Raw genomic sequence first — 15,855 nt, forward strand, 5'->3', positions numbered from 1 at the left:
ATTTACACCGCATGATTACTGGCGAGAATAAAGTCGACTAGAGCCTGTGCCGATGGTGTCAGCGATTTATTCGTCAGTTTGACGATCCCTATTCGGCGCACGACGACGGGGGCGCTCAGAGGAATGAAGCATAGGGTTTGACTGTCTTTGGGTACGGCATAGCGGGGCAGGGTGGTGACACCAAAGCCGGCTTCCAACATGGCGATGAGTGAGATCATACTCGAGACGTAGATCTGTGAGTCATGAATCAAGGACTCAGCTTCACTGCCTTCAAACAGGCGAGATGTGCCGTTACTGATTAGTCGATGATGACGCAGTGCCTGCCAGTGCAGTTCTTTATATTCCGTCAGCGGGTGATTGATCGGGCAGACAACGCCGATTTGATCTTCCCAGATAGGAATAAAACTTTTGTCACTGTGTTCCTCTTCATGAAATAGGTGGGCAATGCCGAAATCGACCTGCTGGTTCTCCACCATACGATAAACCGCTGCAGAGTTGTCATCGAAAAAGCTGATATGCAAGTCCGGCGTATCTTTAATAAATTCGAATAGTAGTTCAGGCAAGACCTGACTGGCAATCGATGGCACGGATGCAAGCCGCAGGTGACCGGTTTTATGCTCGGCGAGTAGGGTCATGTCTTCGGCAATTCGATCGTGGTGCTCAATTAGTTCTTTGGCTTTCGGTAGAAAGTATTTACCAAAGGGCGTCAGTTCAGTCTTAGCGGTTTTCGCATTGCGCTTTTCAAATAACGATTCACTTAGTTTATTTTCGAGATCGCGAATCGATAGCGAGATAGCCGGTTGAGTACGGTGGGCTTTCTCTGCCGCGGCATGAAAACCTTTAAGTTCGGCCACCCAGACAAAATGACGTAGTTGAGTAATTTTCAGTTCCGGTAGCATCGTTGACTCCAGCCATTTGATCAGGAAGGGATTCTAAATAAGGAAACCTTATCAATGAATATTATTTATTAATTATTCTTATTGAATCACAGAATCTATGATGGATCTATCAACATTCAGGAGGTCAATATGTCTGATTCAATTTTTCGTAATTACATTGCAGGTGAGTGGGTTGAGGGTAATAGCGGCCATGTGGCCAATATCAGCCCAGCGGATACCCGTGATGTGATCGGTCTGTATGCGCAGGCCGATAAGGCTCAGACAGACGCGGCGATTGCAGCGGCTGCGGTTGGCCAGCTTGAATGGCAAAAGAGTGGTCTAGAACAGCGTTATTCAGTGCTCATGGCGATCGGTGATGAGTTGATCGCCCGTAAAGATGAACTGGGTGAGTTGCTGGCCCGAGAAGAGGGTAAAACGCTGGCTGAAGGTGTCGGTGAAACCTACCGCTCGGGGCAATTCTTCCATTACTATGCCGCTGAAGTGTTACGCCAGATGGGTGAAACAGCTGATTCTGTTCGCCTAGGCATTGAGATTGAAACCCGACGTGAGCCGGTGGGTGTGGTCGGTATTATCACCCCATGGAATTTCCCGACGGCGACCGGTGCGTGGAAGATAGCACCTGCTTTAGCCTTTGGTAATGCGGTGGTCTGGAAGCCTGCCAATCAGGTGCCGGCATCGGCATGGGCACTGACCGAGATCATCGCCCGTCAGGGGCTTCCGGCTGGCACTTTTAACCTCGTTATGGGGCCGGGGGCTGAGGTCGGTGATACCTTGATTAACTCCCGTGGTATTAACGCACTTACCTTTACCGGATCATTGGAAACCGGGCGTAAAGTAGCTGCAGCAACGGCGGTTAATCTGGTCAAGTGTCAACTCGAGATGGGCAGTAAGAATGCGCTGGTGGTGCTCGATGATGCGGATCTTGATAACGCGGTTGAGTGTGCCGTCGGCGGCGCGTTTGGTGGTACGGGTCAGAAGTGTACTGCGTCTTCCCGTTTAATCGTGACGGAAGGTATTCATGATCGCTTTGTCGCTGCGATGGTGGAGCGGATGAAGCAATTGGTGGTTGGTCATCCGCTGAAAGCGGGTGTTCATATTGGCGCCGTCGCTGATGCTCGTCAGATGGAGCAAAACCTGAATTACCTGGCGATTGCCAAGGCTGAGGGTGGCACGCTGGTCTATGGTGGTGAAGTGCTGACCGAAGAGACCGAAGGCTATTATATGCAACCGGCGTTATTCACGAACACGACTAACGCGATGACGATTAACCGTGAAGAAGCGTTCGCTCCCATCGGCTGCATTATCAAAGTGAAGGATTATGACGAAGCCTTGGCGACCCTGAATGATACGAACTTCGGTTTGACCGGCGGTATCTGTACTGAATCACTGAAATACGCGACTCACTTCAAACGCAATGCCAAAACAGGTTGTGTGATGGTGAATCTGCCAACAGCAGGCACCGACTACCATGTGCCCTTTGGTGGTCGCAAGGATTCCAGCTTCGGTCCACGTGAGCAAGGTAGCTATGCTAAAGAGTTTTACACCATCGTTAAAACGACATACATCCGTGGCTAACGGAGGCTAATTATGCATGATTTACAAAAACAGCCGACGCACATGACGTTACATAACGATCTGATTGTGGTTGATGGCTTACAGTATTCCAACTGGAGCCGGGATATCTTCGAGCAGCTACGTGACGGTGGTGTGACGATGGTCCATGCGACCATTGTGTATCACGAACAGATTCGTGAAACCCTGCTGCGAATCGCTGAGTGGAATCGTCATTTTGAGATGAACAGCGATCTGATTATGCCGGTGAGAAGCGCTGCAGATATCCGCTTAGCGAAACAGTTAGGTAAGGTTGGCGTCATGTTTGGTGCGCAAAACTGCTCACCGATTGAAGATGATATCGGCATGGTCGAGGTGATGCGTGAGCTGAACCTGATGATTATGCAACTGACCTATAACAATCAGAGTTTACTGGCTTGTGGTTGCTATGAAGCGCATGACAGTGGCGTCACACGGTTTGGTCATCAGGCGATTAAAGAGATGAACCGGGTCGGCATGATTGTGGATATGAGCCACAGTGGCGAACGCAGCACGCTGGATGCGATCGAAATCTCTGAGCGCCCTATCGTGATATCCCATGCTAACCCTTCGAGCTTTCATGCGGCTAAACGCAACAAATCCGATCAGGTGCTGAAAGCGCTGGCGGAGTCGGGAGGGCTATTGGGCTTTAGCCTTTATCCGTTCCATCTAAAAAATGGCCCGGATTGTAGCCTCAATGAATTCTGCGACATGGTCGCTAGCACTGCTGATCTGATGGGGATTGATCATATTGGCATCGGTACCGATCTGTGTCAGGAGCAGCCGTCGTCTGTTCTGGAATGGATGCGAAATGGTCGCTGGTCAAAAGCGATGGATTATGGCGAAGGCTCAAAAGCCAATGCGGACTGGCCCCGGCCGTTGTCCTGGTTTCGTGACAGTCGAGACTTCCCGAATCTAACACAGGGGCTGTTGACTCGAGGGTTTAGCACCATGGAAGTAGGTAAAATTATGGGGCTGAACTGGCTTAACTTTCTGGATGAAGGGCTTAAGCCGCAATAATCCAAGGCAGGATAGATAGTTTAATGCTGTTTATGATTCAGCCAACTGAGAGTCCTGTCTGGATCATAGATTTACCTGATAATTAATAAATATAAAGATCCGTCAGGAGACGACTATGAGTAACGCAACGCAAGCTGTTGTTACCGGACAACAGGTTTTGAATGATGAGCCAGAGATGGCAGGTAAGAAATTATTGGCCGGTGTTGATCTGCCAGTTTTTTTGATTAGTGGGGGCGTGTTAGTACTGTTTGTGGCATTAGCCTTGTACGACATTGATATGATGAGTGCTTGGGTCAATACGGGGTTTGCGATATCGACTCAATATTTTGGCGCTTATTGGCAGGTGCTGTTGCTGCTCACCTTCGTGATCGGCCTGATGTTGACGATAGGGCGGACGGGCTCGGTTGTTTTAGGCGGCGTTAAAACCCCAGAAATGCCACGATTTCAGTGGATTTCGGTGATTATGTGTACGCTCTTAGCGGGTGGTGGTGTGTTTTGGGCCGCCGCCGAGCCAATGGCTCATTTTACCTCGCCTCCACCGCTGTTTGCGGCGACTGAAGCGGGTACGGTTGGCGCGGCTTATAATGCATTAGCGCAGAGCTTTATGCACTGGGGATTCCTTGCATGGGCGATTCTCGGCAGCCTGACAGGCATTGTGTACATGTATCTGCATTATGAAAAAGGTTTGCCGTTAAAGCCGCGCACACTGCTCTATCCGGTGTTTGGCGATAAGGTGATGACCGGTCCTTTTGGGGCGATAGTTGATTCCAGTTGTGTGTTAGCCGTGGTGGCCGGCACTGTTGGGCCGATCGGCTTTCTAGGGTTACAGGTTAGCTTTGGTTTAGAAAAACTCTTCGGCATTCCTGATACTTATGCCACTCAGGTGATGATCTTGGTCGCCTTAATCTGCATCTATACGCTTTCGGCAGTAACAGGCGTCACGAAGGGGATACAAATGCTGAGCCGGGCGAATGTGATTCTAGCGGTGATTCTCATGGCCTTTATTCTCCTGTTTGGCCCGACCGCTTTTATTATCGACGGTTATTTGCAGTCCTTCGGAATCTATCTGAACCAGTTTATCCCGATGGCGACGTTCCGCGCTGATACAGGCTGGTTGGATTGGTGGACGGTGTTCTTCTGGGGTTGGTTCTTAGGTTATGGTCCGTTGATGGCGATGTTTGTCGCGCGTATCTCTAAGGGACGCACTATTCGTGAAATGATCCTACTGATCTCGGTTGTGGCACCGATTATTACCTGCTTCTGGTTCACCATTGTTGGTGGCAGTGGGCTGGCCTATGAACTGGCCAATCCTGGGGTGATCTCTGAGCCTTTCACCGGCTTTAACCTACCGGCGGCGCTGTTGGCAATTACCGATCAGTTACCCATGGGCTTTATGATCTCGGTGCTGTTTCTGGTGTTGACCACTATTTTTGTTGCGACCACCGGTGACTCAATGACCTATGCCGTATCGATGGTGATGACTGGTACAGATCATCCGCAGAGTTCGGTGCGCGTATTCTGGGGTGTGATGATGGGGGTTGTGGCGGCGCTATTAGTTTCGATAGGCTCCGGCGGGATCTCAGCATTGCAGTCATTTATCGTTATCACCGCCGTGCCAGTATCGCTTGTTCTGTTGCCCTCGCTTTGGACGGCTCCGCAAATCGCCCGCAAGATGGCGGACGAGCAAGGCTTGTAATGCGGTTGAACTCGACTATTTAAGGGGGATCAACCATAAGGTTTGCCTGAGTGATTAATATCGCTAGGTAAGCATTATGTGAGGCACCGATTTAATTGATATATTTAAAAGTGAATTGCTATGAAACACGCTGTAAAAACCGATCTGTTCGCCTCGAAAGCGCCGCTTGAGTGGGCTGTTATCGCCAATGGTCAATTGTCCACCGCGCAGATTCCGATCAATGCGCAAGGGCAAGTGGTGGACGGCGGGATTGAAGCTCAAGCACGTCAGACGATGGACAACTTTAAACACACCATTGAAGCGGCTGAGCTGACGATGGATGATGTGACCCAAGTACTGATATACGTGACTGATCGCGATCTGTTACCGGTCTTTAATCGAGTGTATGCAGATTATTTCGCTGCCCCTTATCCGAATCGTGCTGCGATGGTGGTTGCGGGGCTCGCGCGGGAAGAGATGCTGTGTGAAATAGTCGCCTATGCGGCGGTGCCTAGCGTTTGAATCGAGCGTTGCTCTGTGCTTGTGATATGCCTTAAAAAAAACCGCCTTATGGCGGTTTTTTTAGTTGTAGCTTTGTTGATGCCGTTTTTTATTTACGCCATTTGGCCCATGGGTCATCATCGTTATCGGATGAAGCTTGGGTTGGTGTTGTGGTTTTTCGTTCCGGCTTCCAGCGTTCTTGTTTGTCCCGAGCATTTTCCTCTTTACTCGAATAGCCCTGCTTGCCGTTAGAGCGGCTGCTGCGGTAGCTTTTGGTTTTGCCATGCTCAGCCGCTTTCAGCGCCTGTTTTTCACGCATCCGTTCGGCATCTTCGAGGCTGAGTTCTGCAGGTTCTCGCGGCGTTTGGCCTTCCGGGATAATACGGTCTCTAGGGGATAGGGCAAACTGCTCAGATGAAACCCGAGGTAGGTTCTTAAATTTATACAGGTAAAAGATTTCTACCTTCTCCCGCGCCCAATCGGTTTTCTTGAGAAATTTCACACTGGACTCAATGCTTGGGTTGGTTTTAAAGCAGTTGATGTTCAGGTAGGCATACAGAATCTCGAAGCCGTAGTGATCGACTATCTGAGTTAATAACTCTTTTAAGCCGAGACCGTGTAGTGGGTTGTTTTGGTAATTGATCTCGTCAGTCATAATAATGTCCGGCAATAGCGGCCTGTGGATGTTTTGAGTATCGATAAGTATGGGCATCATACCTGTCAGCGTCCAGACAACCTAGCCTAAAGCCGTGATTCAAGCCCATTTATCAGCCAACCGTCGTCCATTGCCGAGACAGTGAACCTTTTTCGATGATAATACGTATTCAATAAACCGCTTAATATTGATGATTTTACCTTGGGGTTATTGGCCCTATTGTCATCTGGCGACTTCATTCTGTTCTGTTAGACTAGGAACCGGTCAGTGATAAAAATAATTGAAAAGGATTCATATGCCATCAGTCAGCAACGCTATCATCCGCATCAAAAACCTGCGACTGCGTACCTATATAGGCTTTAACCCTGAAGAACGTGAAAAACTGCAAGATGTGGTGATCAATATTGAAATTCATTACCCGGCGGCGAAAGCGGCCATCAGTGATGATGTTGAAAAAGCGCTGAACTATAAGGTTGTCTGTAAGGATATTATTCAGCATGTGGAAGAAGGTCACTTTCTGTTATTAGAGAAGCTGGTGGGTGATGTATTGGAGATCGCTAGCGCTCATCCTTGGGTAACCTTTGCTAGCGTTACTATTGATAAGCCTCATGCACTGCGATTTGCTGATTCGGTCTCCTTGACGCTGGAAAAACATTGCTGTTGATTGACGGCTCGGCTAAGCGTCTTGCCTGCTTTTTGCTCTAAGAGTAAAACCTAGGCGGTACTGTATTAAAGCACTACCGTCATATAGGAAAAGAGTTGTAGCGTTCATCATATTCGTCTTGCGTTGACAGGGCTGAGCGTTAGCGTTTAAGTGTGTTGTTCACCCAGCCATAAAGTATTAGCTATGTGAAACGTGCATCGAATTTTGGTAGTGCTGTTATAAGCTGTGATAGAATTTGAGCCCATAAATTGTAGAGATTTTACTTTGTTTTTATCGCTGGCCTCGCTTGCTTGTTAATATCGCTAAGCTGACTCTACATTAAACCAATATACGACTGCTCACATGTCTCTAGGCCTGTTCTCTGGCCTGTTTACAGTTTCCAATTGAGAGTATGCGTGTGGATATGGCCATGATCACGTCACTAGCCTATGCCACATTGTCAAAGAGGTAAAACTTGTATGCTACTGATGATCGATAACTACGACTCGTTTACCTATAACGTCGTGCAATATCTGGGTGAGCTGGGCGCTGATGTTCAGGTGTACCGTAATGATGAAATTACGATTGAACAGATTGAGGCACTTAAGCCGGATCAGTTGGTGATCTCTCCGGGGCCCTGTACGCCAAATGAAGCGGGTATCTCAGTCGAGGCGATTAAGCATTTTGCTGGTAAACTGCCTATTTTTGGTATCTGTTTGGGTCATCAGAGTATGGGGCAGGCGTTTGGCGGTGATGTGGTACGTGCGCGCCAAGTGATGCACGGTAAAGTGTCACCGGTTTATCACCATAATACGGGGGTTTTTAAAGGGTTGGAAAATCCGGTCTCCGTTACCCGTTATCATTCGCTGGTGATTGATAAAAATACTCTGCCAGACTGCCTTGAAATCACCGCCTGGACCCAGAATGATGATGGTTCGATGGATGAGATTATGGGCGTGCGACATAAAGAGCTGGATTTAGAGGGGGTTCAGTTTCACCCCGAGTCGATCCTGACTCAGCAAGGTCATGACCTGCTGCAAAACTTTTTGAATCGAGGATAACAACGACACAATGGATATCAAACAAGCGCTGGCGCGGGTGGTCGATCATATCGATCTGAGCCGCGATGAAATGGTTGACGTTATGCGTCAAGTGATGACGGGTGAATGTTCGGAATCACAGATTGCCGGTTTTCTGATCGCACTACGCATGAAGAGTGAATCGATTGATGAGATCACCGGTGCCGCTCAGGTAATGCGAGAGCTGGCCACGCCAGTCAGGGCTATGGCCGCACCGTTGGTCGATATTGTCGGCACCGGTGGCGATGGCGCAAACCTGTTTAACGTGTCATCCGCCAGTGCATTTGTAGCTGCGGCTTGTGGCGTACATGTGGCTAAGCACGGTAACCGAGGTGTTTCTTCAAGCAGTGGCAGTGCTGATCTGCTTGAGCAAGCGGGTATTAATTTAGATCTGAGTGCCGATGCTGTTGCTAAGTGTATCGATGAAGTCGGTGTCGGCTTTATGTTTGCCCCGGGTTTTCATGGTGCGATGAAACATGCCATTGGTGCCCGTCGTGCGCTGGGCACTCGAACGTTGTTTAACATCTTGGGGCCTATGACCAATCCAGCCGGCGCGCAGCGCTTGGTGATTGGTGTGTTCAGCAAGAAACTCTGTCGGCCCATGGCGGAAGTCATGCAACAACTGGGTGGCGAACATATTATGGTGGTGCATGCTGAGGATGGTCTGGATGAGATCAGCCTAGCCACCCATACCTATGTGGCTGAGTTGAAAGATGGTGACATTACTGAATATCGGATTACCCCTGAAGATCTGGGGATTGAGAGCCAAAGTCTGATCGGCTTGGTGATCGATAGCCCGGCAGAGTCGCTGGCGTTGATTCGTAAAACGTTCTCCGGTGCCGAGGATAACACGGTTAAAAAAGCGGCGGCGATGATCGCCCTGAATGCCGGTGCTGCGGTTTACCTAAGCGGCCAAGCAGCCAGTCATAAAGAGGGTGTTGCCCTTGCCTTGGAGGCGATTAAATCCGGTGCCGCACTGACAAAAATGCAAGCGTTGGCTGACATGAGTCAGTCGCTGAAGAGCTGAGTAACGATGACTGATACCCCAACTATTTTAAAGAAGATTATCGCCCGTAAGCACGAAGAAGTTGCTGAGCGTAAGCCAAAGGTGAGTATTGCTGACTTGCAGGCAACCATTGCGCGTCAACAGGGATCGGCCTTTGATCCGCGTGGCTTTGCTGCGAGTCTCGGTCGCACATTAGCCGAGGGGCGCTCTGCCATCATCGCTGAAGTGAAGAAAGCCAGTCCATCTAAGGGGGTTATCCGTGACCCGTTTGTGCCGGCTGAGATCGCCCGCTCATATGAGGCCGGTGGTGCGAGCTGTTTATCCGTGCTGACCGATGCTGATTTTTTTCAGGGTAGTGAAGCTTATTTGATGGAAGCCCGAGCTGCTTGTTCATTACCCGTTATCCGTAAAGACTTTATTGTTGATCCTTATCAGGTGTATGAAGCCCGCGCGATGGGGGCCGATTGCATCCTGTTGATTGTGGCAGCATTACAGGATACGCAGATGGCCGAACTCAATACGCTTGCCACTGAGCTAGGGATGGATGTATTGATTGAGGTGCATAATCAGCAGGAGCTGGAACGCTCACTGCCGTTAGGTAATCGCCTTGTCGGCATTAATAACCGGGACTTGCACAGTTTTGATGTTTCCCTCGATCATACCTTTGAGCTACTGGATATGATTCCCGATGACCGGATCGTGGTGACGGAGAGTGGTATTCAGACCCGTGCGGACGTGATTGCTATGCGAGAGCACAATGTGGATAGTTTCCTTGTCGGTGAAACCTTTATGCGGGCAGCCGATCCCGGCGCTAAATTAGCCGAACTGTTCGCTCACTAATAACGATTTGAAGAAGATACTGCGATTATGCAAGCAAAAGTAAAATGGGACGGCGATGTTCGTTTCAAAGGCACCACCGGTTCGGGTTTTGATGTCACCATCGATGCGGAGCAGAAGCAAGGCCCTCGGCCGATGGAGTTGTTACTGCTCGGGCTAGGCGGCTGCACTTCTTATGATGTGATTGGTATTCTCAAGAAAACCCGTCAAGATGTTGTCGACTGCGTGGCTGAAATTGATGCTGAACGTGCTGATACAGTACCGGCTGTTTTCACTAAAATTCACGTGAAGTTTATTGTTTCTGGGCGTGGCTTGAATGAGAAAAAAGTCGAACGGGCGGTGAAACTATCGGCGGAGCAATACTGCTCAGCATCGTTAATGTTGGAAAAAGGTGGCGTTGAAATTACGCATAGCTTTGAAATTATTGAAGTAGCGTAAATGTAGAACCGCCGTTCGAACTCGAACGTCACAAGGCGTGTCGCTTGCTCGTTGTCCAAAAACCTTCCTCGATTGATCTCTTACCAAGCGCGTAACGTCGGCGCTTGGTAAGAACATTGTGGTATTGGCCGAAGAACGGTTACAACGAGCAATGATTTATTTTATTTCATGCAACAAAATCTCTGTCTCTTCAACCCGTGCATAGGCAAAGGAAAGTGATGCCATAAATGCGGCATGGGTCTGTTGTGCTGGCACGGTGACTCCGTTGAAAACTTGGTCCCGAGTGGTGCAAGCATCTTGTGCCACGCTGACGTTATAGCCTATATCCGCCGCCGCTCTTACCCCCGCATCAATGCAAATATTACTCATAGCACCTACGACGATTAGGTTTTTAATGCCCAATGAATCGAGGTCGGCTTGTAATGAGGTATTTTTAAACGAGTTGGCTGCATGTTTTAGTATCACCGGCTCGCCCGTTTGGGGGGTAAAGGTCGGGTGTATTTTGGCACCATCGCTCGCGGCCAAAAAGAATGGTGCATCGGCACTCTCAAACTCATGATAAACGTGAATTACGGGCAAACCCTGCTGACGAAACGCCGCCAGTAGTTTGGCGCCATTAGCCGCCGCATTATCAATATTGTCGAGTTCCCACTTACCGCCGGGAAAATAGTCATTTTGGAAATCAATTAATAGTAGTGCTGTATCTGTGTGTGTCTTGCTCATGGGTATGTCCTCGGGTTGTTCAGTTGATAGGGCTATTATCAAGCAGCTAAACTTCTTATACTGCAGTCGTATTTGACATAATTAAGGCAATAACTGACAAGGCGTAGTGCTGTAGATGAAAACCATTAAGGTTGTGATCCTGTTGTACCCGGGGGTAATGAGGTCTGCCGTGGAAGGCCTGCGTGAGTTATTCGAACTGGCTAATCGTTTAGGCCAAGCGCAGCCATCAGAACTTCAGTTTGCTGTTCATCTCTTGGATTATTCCGAGCTAGTCCAAGCTGAAGCGTTAACAACGCCGGCGGTATTAGATAATCCACAGATCGTTATTTTACCGCCCTGTATTACCGATCAGTTTTACCTGACGGAACAGCCGCAACTGGCTGCGTGGTTGCGTGAGATACACGGGGCCGGTGCGCTTCTTTGTTCGGTGTGTGCGGGGGCGTTTATCTTGGCGCAGTCGGGGCTGTTAAATCAGCGGCCGGCGACCACTCATTGGCTGCTAACCGAGCGATTAGCGCAGCAGTTCCCTGAGGTGCTGGTCGACGGTAACAAGATTCTGGTTAATGATGGAGACCTGATTACTGCCGGTGGGTTAATGGCTTGGTTGGATCTGGGGCTGGAGTTGGTGGCACAATTTGCCAGTCCAGCACTGATGCGACGGTTGGGTAAACAGTTGGTGGTTGATACTGCACCCCGTGAGCAGCGTTACTATCGCTGTTTTATACCGCCATTCGATCATGGTGATCGGGTGATTTTAGCGGTGCAGCATCGTTTGCAAAATGGCTATCAGCATTCGCTCACGGTAAGGCAGTTGGCGTTCGATAGTCATCTGACCGAGCGGACCTTTCTCCGTCGATTCGTTAGGGCAACGGGTTATAAGCCCAAAGAATACATACAGCAATTGCGCATCAGTAAAGCCTGTGAAGCGCTTGAAGCGTCTCCAGACAGCGTTGAAACGATCTCTTTGGCGGTGGGCTATGACGATGTCAGTGCTTTTAGGAAAGTCTTTATTCAGATTATCGGTCTTACGCCACGTGAATTTCGTGCTCGTTTTAGTCGCTAAAAAGGGATTCAAGGTTTGCAACAGTGAGATGATACGATAGGCTGATGACTTAGGGTTGTAACGTTTGAAACCGCTCAGATAGCTTACTTGCTTCATTATTACTGAATACTTGTCGATATTTGATGGGTATCCCTGTTTTTCAGGAGGATCGAAATGCTACTTAAGGGAATTTTACTGGGGTTACTACTGGTGTCTCAATTGACCTTTGCGGCGGGCTCAGATGTCTACCTATTGGGGCGTTTTACTTACAAGGGTACGCCGGTAAGTAAGGCGGTCATCTTGTCCGATAAGCGAGTTACTGAGCTAGAGCAATGCCGTGATTTTGTACGTTATCAGATTCGAGGCTCCGAGCAGGGTAAAAAGTATTTCCGTGGCTATGAGCGGTTTCATAAAAAAGGCCTGAATATTGTTCCTCATTACACCTGTATAGAGACGACTCTTAAGATCAGTGAGTGGAATGAGTATGATTTTTACGACAAGGTGTACCTCATCGACTTGCGTGGCGGTAAGCGTTTCACTCGCTATCCAGATACCAACAGCTGTTGGTCCGCTATTCGTCAAGACCCAGACAAACATAGCCGCAAACTGTATTGCGCTAAAATGAGCCAGACATTATTACCGGCTAAATAGTATAGAGTGTTTGTGTTTTATCCATCTTCGCGTATAATTTCGCCTCCCGTTGGCTATGCCATTGAGGGAACTCACTTTAACTCCTTGCTTTCTACCGTTTTTCGATGCGGCTGAAGGCTGTATAACCCGTAAGGAGCAATTAATGCGTCATTACGAAATCGTTTTTCTGGTTCACCCGAATCAGAGTGAACAGGTTCCAGCTATGGTTGAACGTTACACCAAGCTAATTGAAGAATCTGAAGGTAAAATCCACCGTCTAGAAGATTGGGGCCGTCGTCACCTGGCTTACCCAATTAACAAAATCCATAAAGCTCACTACGTTCTGATGAACGTTGAATGTGCTCAGGAAACACTGGACGAGTTAACTAACATCTTCCGTTACAACGATGCGGTTATCCGTAACCTTGTTGTACGTCGTAAAGATGCTGTTACTGATGTATCTCCAATTAAAGCTGCTGAAGGCCGTGAAGAGCGTCGTCCACGTCGTGAAGAACGTTCTGAGAAGCCTGCTGCTGAAGTGACTGAAGCACCTGCTGCTACAGAAACGCCTGCTGCAGATGCACCGGCTGCTGAAGAAGCTGCTGCCGAGTAATCGGTTTAACATTTATTTAGAGGAGATATACCATGGCTCGTTTTTTCCGTCGTAGAAAATTCTGCCGTTTTACCGCTGAAGGTGTTACTGAGATCGATTATAAAGATCTGGATACCCTGAAAGGTTACATCACTGAAACCGGTAAAATCGTTCCTAGCCGTATCACTGGTACTAAAGCTCGTTACCAGCGTCAGCTGGCGACTGCTATCAAACGTGCACGTTACGTAGCACTGCTGCCATACACTGACAGCCACCAGTAATAACGGTTAACTTACTGCACATTGTGACTAATTAAGTCGATGTGGTAGGTGATTAAACAAGTTTCAGCCCATAGATGTTTAGCATCGGTGGGCAAGCGTAAAAAATAGAGGTTTGCGAGATGGAAGTTATCCTGCTCGAGAAAATTGGCAAACTGGGTAGCCTGGGTGACAAGGTTACCGTGAAGCGTGGTTACGGTCGTAACTATCTTCTTCCTTTTGGGAAAGCGGTTCCTGCTACTGCAGCTAACCTGGAAACCTTTGAAGCACGTCGTGCTGAATTGGAATCCGCTGCAAATGAAAAACTGAACAGTGCTCAGACTCGTGCTGATCAACTGAATGAAATCGAACTGTCTATCGTTGCGAAAGCTGGCGAAGAAGGCAAATTGTTCGGTTCTATCGGTACTTCTGATATCGCTGATGCGATCAGTGCTTCTGGTATTGAAGTTGCGAAAAGTGAAGTTCGTTTGCCAGAAGGTGCATTGCGCACGACTGGTGAATTCGAAGTTTCTATTCAGCTTCACCCTGAAGTTACTGCAGTTGTCGGCATCATTGTTGTTGGCGAATAAGTATTGCTCTAATCTGGCGTAAGTCAGAGATGAGTTAAAAAGCACTGCGTAGTATTATACTGCGCAGTGCTTTTTTCGTTTTAGGCCAGTGCGATTGTGATACTGGTGTTTTGTTTGCTGAGGTAAAAGAGTTTATGGATTATCCGGATCCCAATGCTGCCGATATGGAAGGTGTAAAAATCCCTCCCCATTCACAGGAAGCAGAGCAATCGGTGCTCGGCGGCTTGATGCTGGACAACAATGCCTGGGATACGGTTTCAGAGATTGTGCTGGAGGATCAGTTTTATCGTCATGATCACCGGCTGATTTTCCGCACGATTGAGAAGCTCGTCAGTAATATGCAGCCGATCGATGTGGTAACCATTTCTGAAGAATTGGATCGCACCGGTAATCTCGATGCTGCGGGTGGGCTGGATTACTTGGTCGAGCTAGCGCGAAATACGCCCAGTGCTTCAAATATTCGCGCCTATGCCGAGATCGTCCGGGACCGTGCATTACTGCGCAAGATGATCACTGTGGCCCATGAGATCGCTGAGAATGCCTTTATGCCCGAGGGGCGTGCCGGTACCGATATTCTAAGTGAAGCCGAGCAGAAGATCTTTCAGATCGCTGAAGACCGACCGAATGAAGGTGGGCCTATCGGCGTGAATCCATTGCTGAAGAAGGCTGTGGATAAGATTGATGAATTGTTCAACTCTGAAGGGGCGATGACCGGTGTAACCACCGGTTTTGATGAGCTTGATAAAGCCACCGGTGGACTTCAACCCTCGGATCTCATCATCGTTGCTGCGCGTCCATCGATGGGTAAAACGACCTTTGCGATGAACCTCGTGGAAAACGCCTTGATGGCGCAGGATAAGCCTGTCTTGGTGTTTAGTTTGGAGATGCCCGCCGATCAGCTCGTGACGCGGATGTTGTCATCCTTAGGGCGGATTAACCAGACCAAAGTACGTTCTGGTAAGTTGGAAGAGGATGATTGGCCTCGCCTCACCACGGCGGTGAATATGCTGCGGGATAAGCCTCTGTTTATCGATGATACTGCTGGTATCAGCCCGACGGAAATGCGTAACCGCGCCCGACGAATCGTGCGTGAACATGGTGATATCGCTATGATCATGGTCGATTACCTGCAATTGATGCAGCTCAAAGGCGGTAATAGTGAAGGCCGTACCGCTGAGATCTCAGAGATCTCCCGCTCGCTTAAGGCGTTGGCGAAAGAACTTGAGTGTCCGGTGATTGCGTTGTCGCAGCTCAACCGTGCGTTGGAGCAACGGCCTAATAAACGACCTGTTAACTCTGACTTACGGGAATCCGGTGCAATCGAGCAGGATGCCGACGTAATCATGTTTATCTATCGGGATGAGGTGTATAACGAAGACTCGCCAGATAAAGGTATCGCTGAGATTATTATCGGTAAGCAGCGTAACGGTCCTATCGGTAGTAACCGCTTGGCCTTTATTGGTCAGTTTACCAAGTTTGAAAACCTAGCACCGATGGGTTATCAAGAGTACGAATAAGCGGCTAGCGTCGCCATGTGATTGGTGTGGGAGCCGCCTCTGGCGGCGATAACTGTTTGATTGTATCGGTGCGGTTTGTTCCTTATTACATCCTACGGGACTGCGTCTTATCGCCTCTAAAAGAGGCTCCTACACCGACTGTCAATTACGGCACCAAATTT

General features: G+C 48.8%; 18 protein-coding genes. 15 read left to right on the forward strand and 3 right to left on the reverse strand.

Annotation, left to right across the window (positions count from 1 at the left end; translation table 11 throughout):
• Window positions 1-2: 2 nt before the first annotated feature.
• Window positions 3-899: a LysR family transcriptional regulator gene (locus ACN0T0_RS05095; RefSeq protein WP_417223923.1), complete on the reverse strand. Its 897-nt coding sequence runs from the start codon at window positions 897-899 to the stop codon at window positions 3-5.
• A gap of 129 nt (window positions 900-1,028) precedes the next feature.
• Between ACN0T0_RS05095 and ACN0T0_RS05100 the strand changes: the two genes are divergently transcribed.
• The 4 genes from ACN0T0_RS05100 to ACN0T0_RS05115 all read left to right on the forward strand — a co-directional run bounded on the left by ACN0T0_RS05100 (window position 1,029) and on the right by ACN0T0_RS05115 (window position 5,706).
• The gene (locus ACN0T0_RS05100) at window positions 1,029-2,474 is read left to right on the forward strand and encodes an aldehyde dehydrogenase family protein (RefSeq protein WP_417223924.1); all 1,446 of its coding nucleotides are present in this window, start codon (window positions 1,029-1,031) and stop codon (window positions 2,472-2,474) included.
• 12 nt (window positions 2,475-2,486) lie between these two features.
• Window positions 2,487-3,509 carry a dipeptidase gene (locus ACN0T0_RS05105; RefSeq protein ID WP_417223926.1) on the forward strand — a complete coding sequence of 341 codons (1,023 nt, stop codon included), beginning with the start codon at window positions 2,487-2,489 and terminating at the stop codon, window positions 3,507-3,509.
• A gap of 115 nt (window positions 3,510-3,624) precedes the next feature.
• Complete coding sequence (locus tag ACN0T0_RS05110) at window positions 3,625-5,205, forward strand: BCCT family transporter (protein ID WP_417223928.1); 1,581 nt, start codon at window positions 3,625-3,627, stop codon at window positions 5,203-5,205.
• Window positions 5,206-5,325: 120 nt separating this feature from the next.
• Complete coding sequence (locus ACN0T0_RS05115) at window positions 5,326-5,706, forward strand: RidA family protein (protein ID WP_417223930.1); 381 nt, start codon at window positions 5,326-5,328, stop codon at window positions 5,704-5,706.
• Window positions 5,707-5,794: 88 nt separating this feature from the next.
• Here the strand turns inward: ACN0T0_RS05115 and ACN0T0_RS05120 are convergent, their stop codons facing one another.
• Window positions 5,795-6,400 (reverse strand): VF530 family DNA-binding protein, encoded by a 606-nt coding sequence (locus ACN0T0_RS05120; protein WP_417223932.1) that lies wholly within the window; start codon window positions 6,398-6,400, stop codon window positions 5,795-5,797.
• Window positions 6,401-6,635: 235 nt separating this feature from the next.
• Here ACN0T0_RS05120 and folX point away from each other — a divergent pair, with 235 nt between their 5' ends.
• The 5 genes from folX to ACN0T0_RS05145 all read left to right on the forward strand — a co-directional run bounded on the left by folX (window position 6,636) and on the right by ACN0T0_RS05145 (window position 10,343).
• On the forward strand, window positions 6,636-7,004 hold the full coding sequence (folX, locus tag ACN0T0_RS05125) for a dihydroneopterin triphosphate 2'-epimerase (RefSeq protein ID WP_417223933.1): 369 nt from the start codon (window positions 6,636-6,638) through the stop codon (window positions 7,002-7,004).
• A 458-nt stretch (window positions 7,005-7,462) separates the two neighbouring features.
• The gene (locus tag ACN0T0_RS05130) at window positions 7,463-8,044 is read left to right on the forward strand and encodes an aminodeoxychorismate/anthranilate synthase component II (protein WP_417223935.1); all 582 of its coding nucleotides are present in this window, start codon (window positions 7,463-7,465) and stop codon (window positions 8,042-8,044) included.
• A 10-nt stretch (window positions 8,045-8,054) separates the two neighbouring features.
• The gene (gene trpD / locus ACN0T0_RS05135; RefSeq protein ID WP_417223937.1) at window positions 8,055-9,089 is read left to right on the forward strand and encodes an anthranilate phosphoribosyltransferase; all 1,035 of its coding nucleotides are present in this window, start codon (window positions 8,055-8,057) and stop codon (window positions 9,087-9,089) included.
• 6 nt (window positions 9,090-9,095) lie between these two features.
• On the forward strand, window positions 9,096-9,908 hold the full coding sequence (trpC, locus tag ACN0T0_RS05140) for an indole-3-glycerol phosphate synthase TrpC (RefSeq protein WP_417223938.1): 813 nt from the start codon (window positions 9,096-9,098) through the stop codon (window positions 9,906-9,908).
• Between the two features lie 27 nt (window positions 9,909-9,935).
• Window positions 9,936-10,343 (forward strand): OsmC family protein, encoded by a 408-nt coding sequence (locus tag ACN0T0_RS05145; protein WP_417223939.1) that lies wholly within the window; start codon window positions 9,936-9,938, stop codon window positions 10,341-10,343.
• A 156-nt stretch (window positions 10,344-10,499) separates the two neighbouring features.
• Here the strand turns inward: ACN0T0_RS05145 and ACN0T0_RS05150 are convergent, their stop codons facing one another.
• On the reverse strand, window positions 10,500-11,066 hold the full coding sequence (locus tag ACN0T0_RS05150) for a cysteine hydrolase family protein (protein ID WP_417223940.1): 567 nt from the start codon (window positions 11,064-11,066) through the stop codon (window positions 10,500-10,502).
• A gap of 115 nt (window positions 11,067-11,181) precedes the next feature.
• Here ACN0T0_RS05150 and ACN0T0_RS05155 point away from each other — a divergent pair, with 115 nt between their 5' ends.
• The 6 genes from ACN0T0_RS05155 (at window position 11,182) to dnaB (ending at window position 15,694) form a co-directional block, all read left to right on the forward strand.
• Entirely contained in the window at window positions 11,182-12,129 is a 948-nt protein-coding gene (locus ACN0T0_RS05155) for a GlxA family transcriptional regulator (RefSeq protein WP_417223942.1), read from the forward strand.
• A 153-nt stretch (window positions 12,130-12,282) separates the two neighbouring features.
• Window positions 12,283-12,759, forward strand: coding sequence for a hypothetical protein (locus tag ACN0T0_RS05160; RefSeq protein WP_417223944.1), 477 nt, complete (start codon window positions 12,283-12,285; stop codon window positions 12,757-12,759).
• A 142-nt stretch (window positions 12,760-12,901) separates the two neighbouring features.
• Window positions 12,902-13,351 (forward strand): 30S ribosomal protein S6, encoded by a 450-nt coding sequence (gene rpsF, locus ACN0T0_RS05165; RefSeq protein WP_417223945.1) that lies wholly within the window; start codon window positions 12,902-12,904, stop codon window positions 13,349-13,351.
• Between the two features lie 32 nt (window positions 13,352-13,383).
• Window positions 13,384-13,611 carry a 30S ribosomal protein S18 gene (gene rpsR, locus ACN0T0_RS05170; RefSeq protein ID WP_019622438.1) on the forward strand — a complete coding sequence of 76 codons (228 nt, stop codon included), beginning with the start codon at window positions 13,384-13,386 and terminating at the stop codon, window positions 13,609-13,611.
• A 119-nt stretch (window positions 13,612-13,730) separates the two neighbouring features.
• Entirely contained in the window at window positions 13,731-14,177 is a 447-nt protein-coding gene (gene rplI / locus ACN0T0_RS05175; RefSeq protein ID WP_417223947.1) for a 50S ribosomal protein L9, read from the forward strand.
• A 134-nt stretch (window positions 14,178-14,311) separates the two neighbouring features.
• On the forward strand, window positions 14,312-15,694 hold the full coding sequence (gene dnaB / locus ACN0T0_RS05180) for a replicative DNA helicase (RefSeq protein ID WP_417223948.1): 1,383 nt from the start codon (window positions 14,312-14,314) through the stop codon (window positions 15,692-15,694).
• Window positions 15,695-15,855: the final 161 nt, after the last annotated feature.

The organism is Amphritea sp., from assembly GCF_048266285.1.
Lineage (GTDB): Bacteria > Pseudomonadota > Gammaproteobacteria > Pseudomonadales > Balneatricaceae > Amphritea.